Annotated in this window: 8 protein-coding genes; 7 read left to right on the plus strand and 1 reads right to left on the minus strand. The window is 50.5% G+C overall.

All coding sequences use genetic code 11. The features are described from left to right. The 7 genes from Q0238_RS10095 to Q0238_RS10125 all read left to right on the plus strand — a co-directional run. A partial coding sequence (locus Q0238_RS10095; RefSeq protein ID WP_297945721.1) for a DUF748 domain-containing protein occupies positions 1-1631 on the plus strand: 1631 nt, incomplete at its 5' end. A gap of 50 nt (positions 1632-1681) precedes the next feature. Continuing rightward, positions 1682-2443, plus strand: a complete 762-nt coding sequence (gene dapB / locus Q0238_RS10100) for a 4-hydroxy-tetrahydrodipicolinate reductase (protein ID WP_297945723.1) — start codon at positions 1682-1684, stop codon at positions 2441-2443. A 28-nt stretch (positions 2444-2471) separates the two neighbouring features. Next, on the plus strand, positions 2472-2789 hold the full coding sequence (locus tag Q0238_RS10105) for a nucleotidyltransferase domain-containing protein (RefSeq protein ID WP_297945725.1): 318 nt from the start codon (positions 2472-2474) through the stop codon (positions 2787-2789). Next, positions 2782-3138 (plus strand): HepT-like ribonuclease domain-containing protein, encoded by a 357-nt coding sequence (locus Q0238_RS10110; protein ID WP_297945727.1) that lies wholly within the window; start codon positions 2782-2784, stop codon positions 3136-3138. The genes Q0238_RS10105 and Q0238_RS10110 overlap by 8 nt, the downstream gene beginning before the upstream one ends. Positions 3139-3149: 11 nt before the next feature. Next, positions 3150-4496, plus strand: a complete 1347-nt coding sequence (gene purF, locus Q0238_RS10115; protein WP_297945729.1) for an amidophosphoribosyltransferase — start codon at positions 3150-3152, stop codon at positions 4494-4496. A 19-nt stretch (positions 4497-4515) separates the two neighbouring features. Then, complete coding sequence (locus Q0238_RS10120; RefSeq protein ID WP_297945731.1) at positions 4516-4872, plus strand: DUF488 family protein; 357 nt, start codon at positions 4516-4518, stop codon at positions 4870-4872. 456 nt (positions 4873-5328) lie between these two features. Then, on the plus strand, positions 5329-5754 hold the full coding sequence (locus Q0238_RS10125; protein ID WP_297945733.1) for a TOBE domain-containing protein: 426 nt from the start codon (positions 5329-5331) through the stop codon (positions 5752-5754). A 620-nt stretch (positions 5755-6374) separates the two neighbouring features. On the opposite strand, the gene Q0238_RS10130 is transcribed toward Q0238_RS10125, so the two are convergent. Continuing rightward, positions 6375-6923: an NAD(P)H-dependent oxidoreductase gene (locus Q0238_RS10130; protein ID WP_297945735.1), complete on the minus strand. Its 549-nt coding sequence runs from the start codon at positions 6921-6923 to the stop codon at positions 6375-6377. Positions 6924-7257: the final 334 nt, after the last annotated feature.

The raw sequence follows: 7257 nt of genomic DNA on the forward strand, positions 1-7257 counted from the left end.
AGGATTTCAGCGCCACGCTAAGCGGGCTAAGCTCGAATTTCGCCGAGCCTTTCGGCATCAAAGCAAACCTTATCGCGGGCGAGATCACCGCTAGCGCGGACGGCAAGGCCAGCATCGCGCCGCTTAACGTAGGCGTGAGCTTCAGCCTAAATGCGCCGAACTTGGGCGTCTTTAACAGATACGCGGCGGAATTTATCACGGGCTCCATCGCAGGCGAGCTCGCTACGCAAGGGCAGCTGAAGCTTTCAAACGCCTTCTCGCTCGAAGCAAAGCTATCCGGCAAAGGCTTGGCGTTAAGCTCGGGCGGGGATAAAATTTTCTCCCTTGCATCGCTGAATGTCGCGCAAATCGCGCTGAGCCCAAACTCCCTCACGCTAAATAAGATCGCTCTTGGCTCACCCGCGGCAAATATCTCGCTAAATAAAGACAGGCGTTTAAATTTGCTCTCGCTGATAAGACCTACCGCGCAGGCAAAACAGGCCGCAAAGCCCGCCGAAGCTGCGCCTAGCAGATCCGCAAAAAGCAAGGCAAACTTTGCGTGGAGCGTAAAAAACATCTCGCTTAGCGGCGGAAGTTTAAGCTTTGCAGACGAGAGCCTAGCAGCGCCCTTTAAACTGCGCATCAGCGATATGAAAGCAAGCATCAGCGAGATCAGCCCGAAGCGAGCGGCAGATATTAAGTTTAGCTCGCTCGTAAGCGGAAGCGGGCTGGCAAGCATCACGGCGCACGCCTATCCGCTGGATTTTAAACGCAAAAGCGACATAAACGTCGTTTTAAAGGAGATCCCGCTTGTGCCCGCATCGCCCTATACCGCCAAATATATCGGCAACGAAATCGCGGGCGGTAAGTTAAATTTAAAGCTTTCTTATAAAATCGATGACGGCAAGCTAAATGCAAGCAACGATCTAAATTTGGACCGCTTCGAGCTTGGCAAAGAGGTGCAGAGCAAGGATGCGCTGAACCTTCCGATCGGGCTAGCGGTATCGATCCTAAAGGACAGCGACGATCAGATCGATATTAGCCTACCTCTAAGCGGTGCGCTGAGCGATCCGAAATTTAGCTACGGCGCGCTCGTTCGGGGCGCGATCAAAAAGTTGCTCTCGGACATCGTGCTAAGCCCGTTTAGATTTATGGGAAAGATCGCGGGCGTAGATACGAAAAAGCTCGAAAGTATCGATTTTGAGGCGGCGAGCAGTGAAATTTTAATCAGCGAAAGCTCTAAAATCGATGATTTAGCCAAGGTCGCAAAAGCCAAGCCCGATCTTAAGATCATCCTAAACTCCGCATACAACGAAAAGCTCGATACTCACGAGTTTCAAAGGCGCTCGCTGCAAAATGCCCTCACGCTGATGTCCAATAAACAAGGGCTCTCCACGGATGAAGCCATAGCGGCGCTTAAGATCAAATACGGCATCAAAGCTAGCGGCGATGAGGCGATGGAGGAGCTGATAAGCGCGCAGAAATTTACCCGCTCCCGTCTTGATGAGTTAGCCCTTGCCAGAGCGGCCGCCGTGCAATCGGCACTCGTGCAGCGCGGCGTAAGCGCCTCTCGTATAGAGATCAAAAAACCGAGCGAAGCGGAGCTTAAACGAAACAGCTTTATCCCGCTAAGTCTCGGCGTAGAGAGGTAGTGTAAGCAAAATTTGGTTATACTAAGCGGATTAAAATTTAAGGAGCGGCGATGATAAATATAGGAATTCACGGCGGAAGCGGCAGAATGGGCACGATGATCTACGAATGCCTGAAAAATTTCGATCAGGCGCGAGCAAGCGTGATCTACGCGGTCGCGCCGCTTGATTATACGCCAAACTGCGCGGTAACGAACAGCTACGACGAGCTTTTTAGCGGCTGCGACGTCGTGATAGACTTCACGATCCGAGACGGCGCAATAAATTTAATGAAATTTGCGCTTTCGCACCCAAAGCCGCTTTGCATCGGTACGACGGCCCTAGGCGAGGAGGGCGAGCGGCTACTGCGCGAATGCGGCGCGAAGATGCCCGTACTGCACGCTACGAATATGAGCCTGGGCGTTGCGGTGCTAAACAAGCTCGTAGCGCTTGCCAGCAGGAGCCTGCGCGATTTTGACTGCGAAATTTTAGAAATGCACCACCGCCACAAAAAAGACGCACCGAGCGGCACGGCGATGAGCCTTGCGGAAAGTGCCGCGAGCGCGCGCGAACTAAACTTAAAAGACGTGCGCATAAGCGGTCGCGACGGGCTCATCGGTGAGCGCAGCAAGGACGAGATCGCCGTGATGTCGTTGCGCGGCGGCGATATAGTCGGGCGCCACACCGTGGGATTTTACGGCGAGGGCGAGTTCGTTGAGCTAAATCATACGGCGACTTCGCGCGCGACCTTTGCCAGAGGCGCGATAAAGGCAGCAGTATGGCTAGCATCGCAAAATAGCGGGCTTTACGGCATCGACGACTGCTTAGGAATCTAGGCTTTGCGGCTAAATTTCAGAGGAAAAAATGCCAACTAAAGATGAAATTTTAAATTTTTTGCGCGAGCTAAAGCCCGAGCTTGAAAGCTTTGGAATTTACAAAGTCGGACTATTTGGTAGCTACGCCAAAGGCGGAGAGAGTATCGCTTCGGATATCGATGTGGCGATCGAAAGTAGCGAGCAAACAATCACTCGTCTTGGCGGCGGTATGCGAGTATTTATATATTTAGACGAGCTAAGAGGACGAACCGCTAATAAATTTAAAATTTCGGTAGATCTATGCGATACTGCATCGATGAGCGATGAAAAGAAGCGAAAGCTACTGAAAGGGGCTATCTATGTATAATAAGAGGAATTTGCAAAGGCTTGAGTTGATCTGCAAAAAGATAGATGCGATACAACAAATCTGCAAAATCGGTGTTGAAAAAGCGCTTGCTGACGAACTTCGCGACCGACCCGCCATAATAATGCATCTAATCTCTTGCAACGAGCAACTGCAAAAAATTCAAGATAGCGGCGATATAGAAATTCTAAGTATATTCGCACCAAGCGATATAGTAGGATTTCGCGGGATCAGAAACGCTTCGGCGCAGGATTACGAAGGATTAAATTTAACCATCGTTCAAAGCGTAATTAGCGACTACCTGCCGAATATAAAACAAAATATAGATAAATTTCTAAAAAATAAAATTTAAGAGGTTAGAAAATGTGCGCAATCGTGGGAGTCATAAATTCCGAAGGTGCGGCCAAGACCGCGTATTACGGGCTTTTTGCCATGCAGCACCGCGGCCAGGAGGCAAGCGGCATCAGCTCGAGCTTTAATCATCACATCAAAACGATCAAAGCCACGGGGCTCGTGACGGAGGTTTTTAGCCCCACGAGTTTTGAAATTTTAAAAGGCAACATCGCGATCGGCCACAACCGCTACGGCACCGCGGGCGCAGACAGCCTAAAAGACGCGCAGCCGGTAGCCGGCAACTACGCTCTGGGGGAGATCTCGATCGTTCATAACGGAAATTTGATCAACAAAGACGAAATCCGCCGCAAGCTCGTAAGCGAAGGGGCGATCTTTCAGTCCAGCATGGATACCGAAAACATCCTGCACCTCATCGCACGCAGCAAGCAGGAGCATCTAAAAGACCGCATCATCGAGGCCCTGAATCAGTGCGTGGGCGCGTACTCGCTTCTGATTTTAAGCCGCTCGAAGATGTTTGCCGTGCGCGATCGCTACGGCGTGCGTCCGCTCAGCATCGGCAGGCTCAAAGACGGCGGCTACATCGTCGCGAGCGAGACTTGCGCGTTTGATCTCGTAGGAGCCGAGTTCGTCCGCGACGTAAAGCCCGGCGAGATGGTGATCTTCGAAGAGGGCAAGGACGAGTTCAGCTCGCTTGAAATTTTAAAAGCCGCGGAGGCTAGAATTTGCGCGTTTGAATACATCTACTTTGCGCGCCCCGACAGCGTCGTAGAGGGCAAAAATGTATACGAGGTCAGAAAAAAGCTGGGCGCTGCACTCGCGCGAAAATGTAAAGAGCTAAAGGCCGATTTCGTCGTGCCCGTGCCCGATAGCGGCGTGCCGGCGGCACTGGGTTTCGCGCAAGAGAGCAAGCTGCCCTTCGAGATGGCGATCGTGCGCAACCACTACATCGGCCGTACCTTTATCGAGCCGACGCAAGAGGTGCGAAATTTAAAGGTCAAACTCAAGCTAAACCCAATCGGCGCGGCGCTACACGGCAAAAGCGTCGTCGTCGTGGACGATAGCATCGTGCGCGGCACTACGAGCAAAAAGATCGTGCAGCTTCTGCGCCATGCGGGCGCGGCGCGCGTGCATATGTGCATCGCAAGCCCCGAGCTAAAGTATCCCGAGCGCTACGGTATCGACACGCCGAGCGTGCGCGAGCTGATCGCCGCGAATATGAGCACGGATGAAATTTGCAAATTTATAGGCGCCGACAGCCTCACGTTTCTTAGCGTACCGGAGCTCGTAGAGGCGCTTGGAAGCGAGCGCAAATACTCGCTCGTAAGCTTCGACGGCGATTATTTCATCAAAGATTAGCAAATTTAAGGAGCAAACTATGACAGAATTTAAGATTAAGCGCGTCTATGAGAGCGCGGAGGAAGAGGATGGATTTCGCGTGCTTTGCGATAGGCTATGGCCGCGCGGCATAAAAAAAGATGCGCTGGAGCTTGATATGTGGGCGAAAGATATAACGCCTAGCACCGAAATACGTAAGCTTTTCGCGCATAAGCCTGAGAATTTCGCCCATTTTAAGGAGCTTTACCTGGCTGAGCTTGAGCAAAATTCCGCCGTGGCCGAATTTTTGAAAAAGGTTAAAAACGAGCCGGTCGTCACGCTGCTATATGCCGCAAAGGACGAGCACTGCAACCACGCGATGATTCTGCGCGATTTTTTGCAAAGCAAGGTGCGCTAAAATTTTGCGCTCAAAGCGCACCGCTCGCCATAATTTTAAAGCAAATGTAAAATCGCCTCGCTCGCCAATCCACTCGTAAAACCGATGTGCGAGGCGTAAAATTCAGCGAAGAGGCGTAAGCGGAGCGCTCTTAAAGCCTTGCGATGCGCGATTTGCGATAAATTTTATCTGGATGTGCATAAAACAAACGCTAAATTTTGCGTCAGAGCTCTAAAAAACGCAGAATTTTATAAAAAGCAAATAAAATTTCAAGGAAAATAACTCGATTTAATATATGCAAATTTAGAATTTCATCTATTTTTTAACGCTACTTTTAATAATGCAAGCTAGGAATTTAAAAAGTGGGCTTAATATAAATTCGCAACAAATCAAATTAATTTCTTACACGCAGCATTTTTAAATTTCATTTAAGGATTTGCCGCTAACATTGCTCGTAATTTTTTACAAGGAGAAACAATGGCAATAAGTGCTAGAAATCAGCTTCACGTCGTAATCAGCGACGTAAAAACAGGTGCGGTAAATTCGCTAATCACAGCTAAAACTCAAGGCGGCGACGTGCTAAAAGCGACTGTCACGACCGATTCTGAAAAAGGTCTAGATCTAAAAGCGGGCAAAGAGGCGGTATTTTTATTCAAAGCCCCAAGCGTCATCATCTCCAAAGGCGAGAACGATCTACGCTTAAGCGCGACCAACCAAATAAAGGGCAAAATCACCGCTGTTAAAGAGGGCGCGGTAAATGCCGAGATCAGCGTCAGAAGCGTCGGCGGCGAGAATTTAAGCGCAACCGTCACAAACGAATCGGTTAAAAATTTAGCGCTTAAAAAAGGTGATGAAGTAACTGCAATCATCAAAGCTACTCAAATCATCGTCGGCGTGAAATAATCTTGCATTGCGCGAAACGATGTGCACGCTTTAAATATCACAAAATCAAAGAGTGAAATTTTATAAATTTCGCTCCTTCTTCAAAAATCTCTTTTGATAAATCAAATTTCGTAGCAGCTCAAATAACGCTATAAGCGCTCTTTTCTCTCATGCGCGCAGATACACCCCGCGCGGCGACATCCAGCCCCAATCACACCAAGAGCAGTCTTACCCCAGCTTACGCTGCGCGCGTTTTGCACAGACCTTTGCGTCTATGCGGTGCGAAAGCCCACGCGCGCAAGACATCTAGAAACGCAGACCCGCCTTTGCCTCGCTCGCTTATAACGATGTGCTTTCATATTTTGCGTGCTCGCGATGCGCCGCCGCTTTGCGCAGTAGCGACCGATCCTCGCGCAGATATCCGCACTAAGGGCGGGCCGATCTAGATCAAAGCGGTATGCACTAGCCGCACCCGCCGATAGATAGCAGCGCGGACAGATCGTCTAACCGCTCGCCTCGCCCTAAACCGGGGCGGTTTTTGAGCTTTTGCCGATCGGTTCGTTAAAAGCGGCAGTTTCGCGGCTAAAATTCGCCCTCGTAAAATTTCGGCTCATCGTCGCGAGTAGCAGGCATTTGCTTTGCTAAATTTGATACTCGCCGGAGCTCAACTCGCCTCGTAAAAGTTTGCCGAAGCGTGCGGCTGCGGCATCTACGGCATCGTCGCTAAACTCGCCGGGCTCAAACCCGCCGCTGATAAACGGCACGGCAAAGTCCATCCCGCAGTAGTTTGCCGCGATCTTAAGCGGCGTTAAAATTTCATCCATGCTAAAGCCGATCGCGCCCTGTTTGGAGTATTCGCTAAGCGGCGTACTAGCGCTTAGCGCGAGCTGCAGGACTTTGCCTCTAAGCGCGCCCGAAGCCACCAGCTCGTGAGAAAAAACGGCGTCGAGATAGGCCTTCAGCATAGGCGGCACGTTTAGCCAGTACAGCGGGTACAAAAACACGATACGATCCGCGCCGCGTAGCGCGTCTTGCTCTGCGCGGGCGTCGATGCGCGTAGTATCGGTGCCGTAAAGTCCCTCCAAATGGCGTACCTCTACGCCGGCAGCGCCCTTTGCGACCTGCGATAGGGCTTTGTTCACGCGCGAGGCGGCGAAATTGGGATGCGATAAGATCACGAGAGTTTTCATGTTGTCTCCTTCGTTAAAATTTTGAAAAATTATATTGCCAAAAGGTTAAAAGTAGATTAAGAAGGCTTGCGAAAGCGAGGCGTTATTTTGCCTGTGAGGAATGGGATTTGCGTGGCACGATAGATACGAGGCGCTCTCGTACCATGCTACCTCAAGGCATGTGCAACAAAATGTTTTTACGCGTGCCGTAAAGCAAGCCCCTAGCCCGCCCTCGTCTAAAACGATCTTACTTACAATCCGTCCAATGCGCGCGCAGCTGCCGCGCGGGGCAAAATTTCATCCAAGCAAGGATAAATTTATGAAAAAAGATTAAAATTTAGCCGCGATTTGGGCT

Origin of the sequence: uncultured Campylobacter sp. (genome assembly GCF_938045775.1) — a bacterium.
Classification (GTDB): domain Bacteria; phylum Campylobacterota; class Campylobacteria; order Campylobacterales; family Campylobacteraceae; genus Campylobacter_B.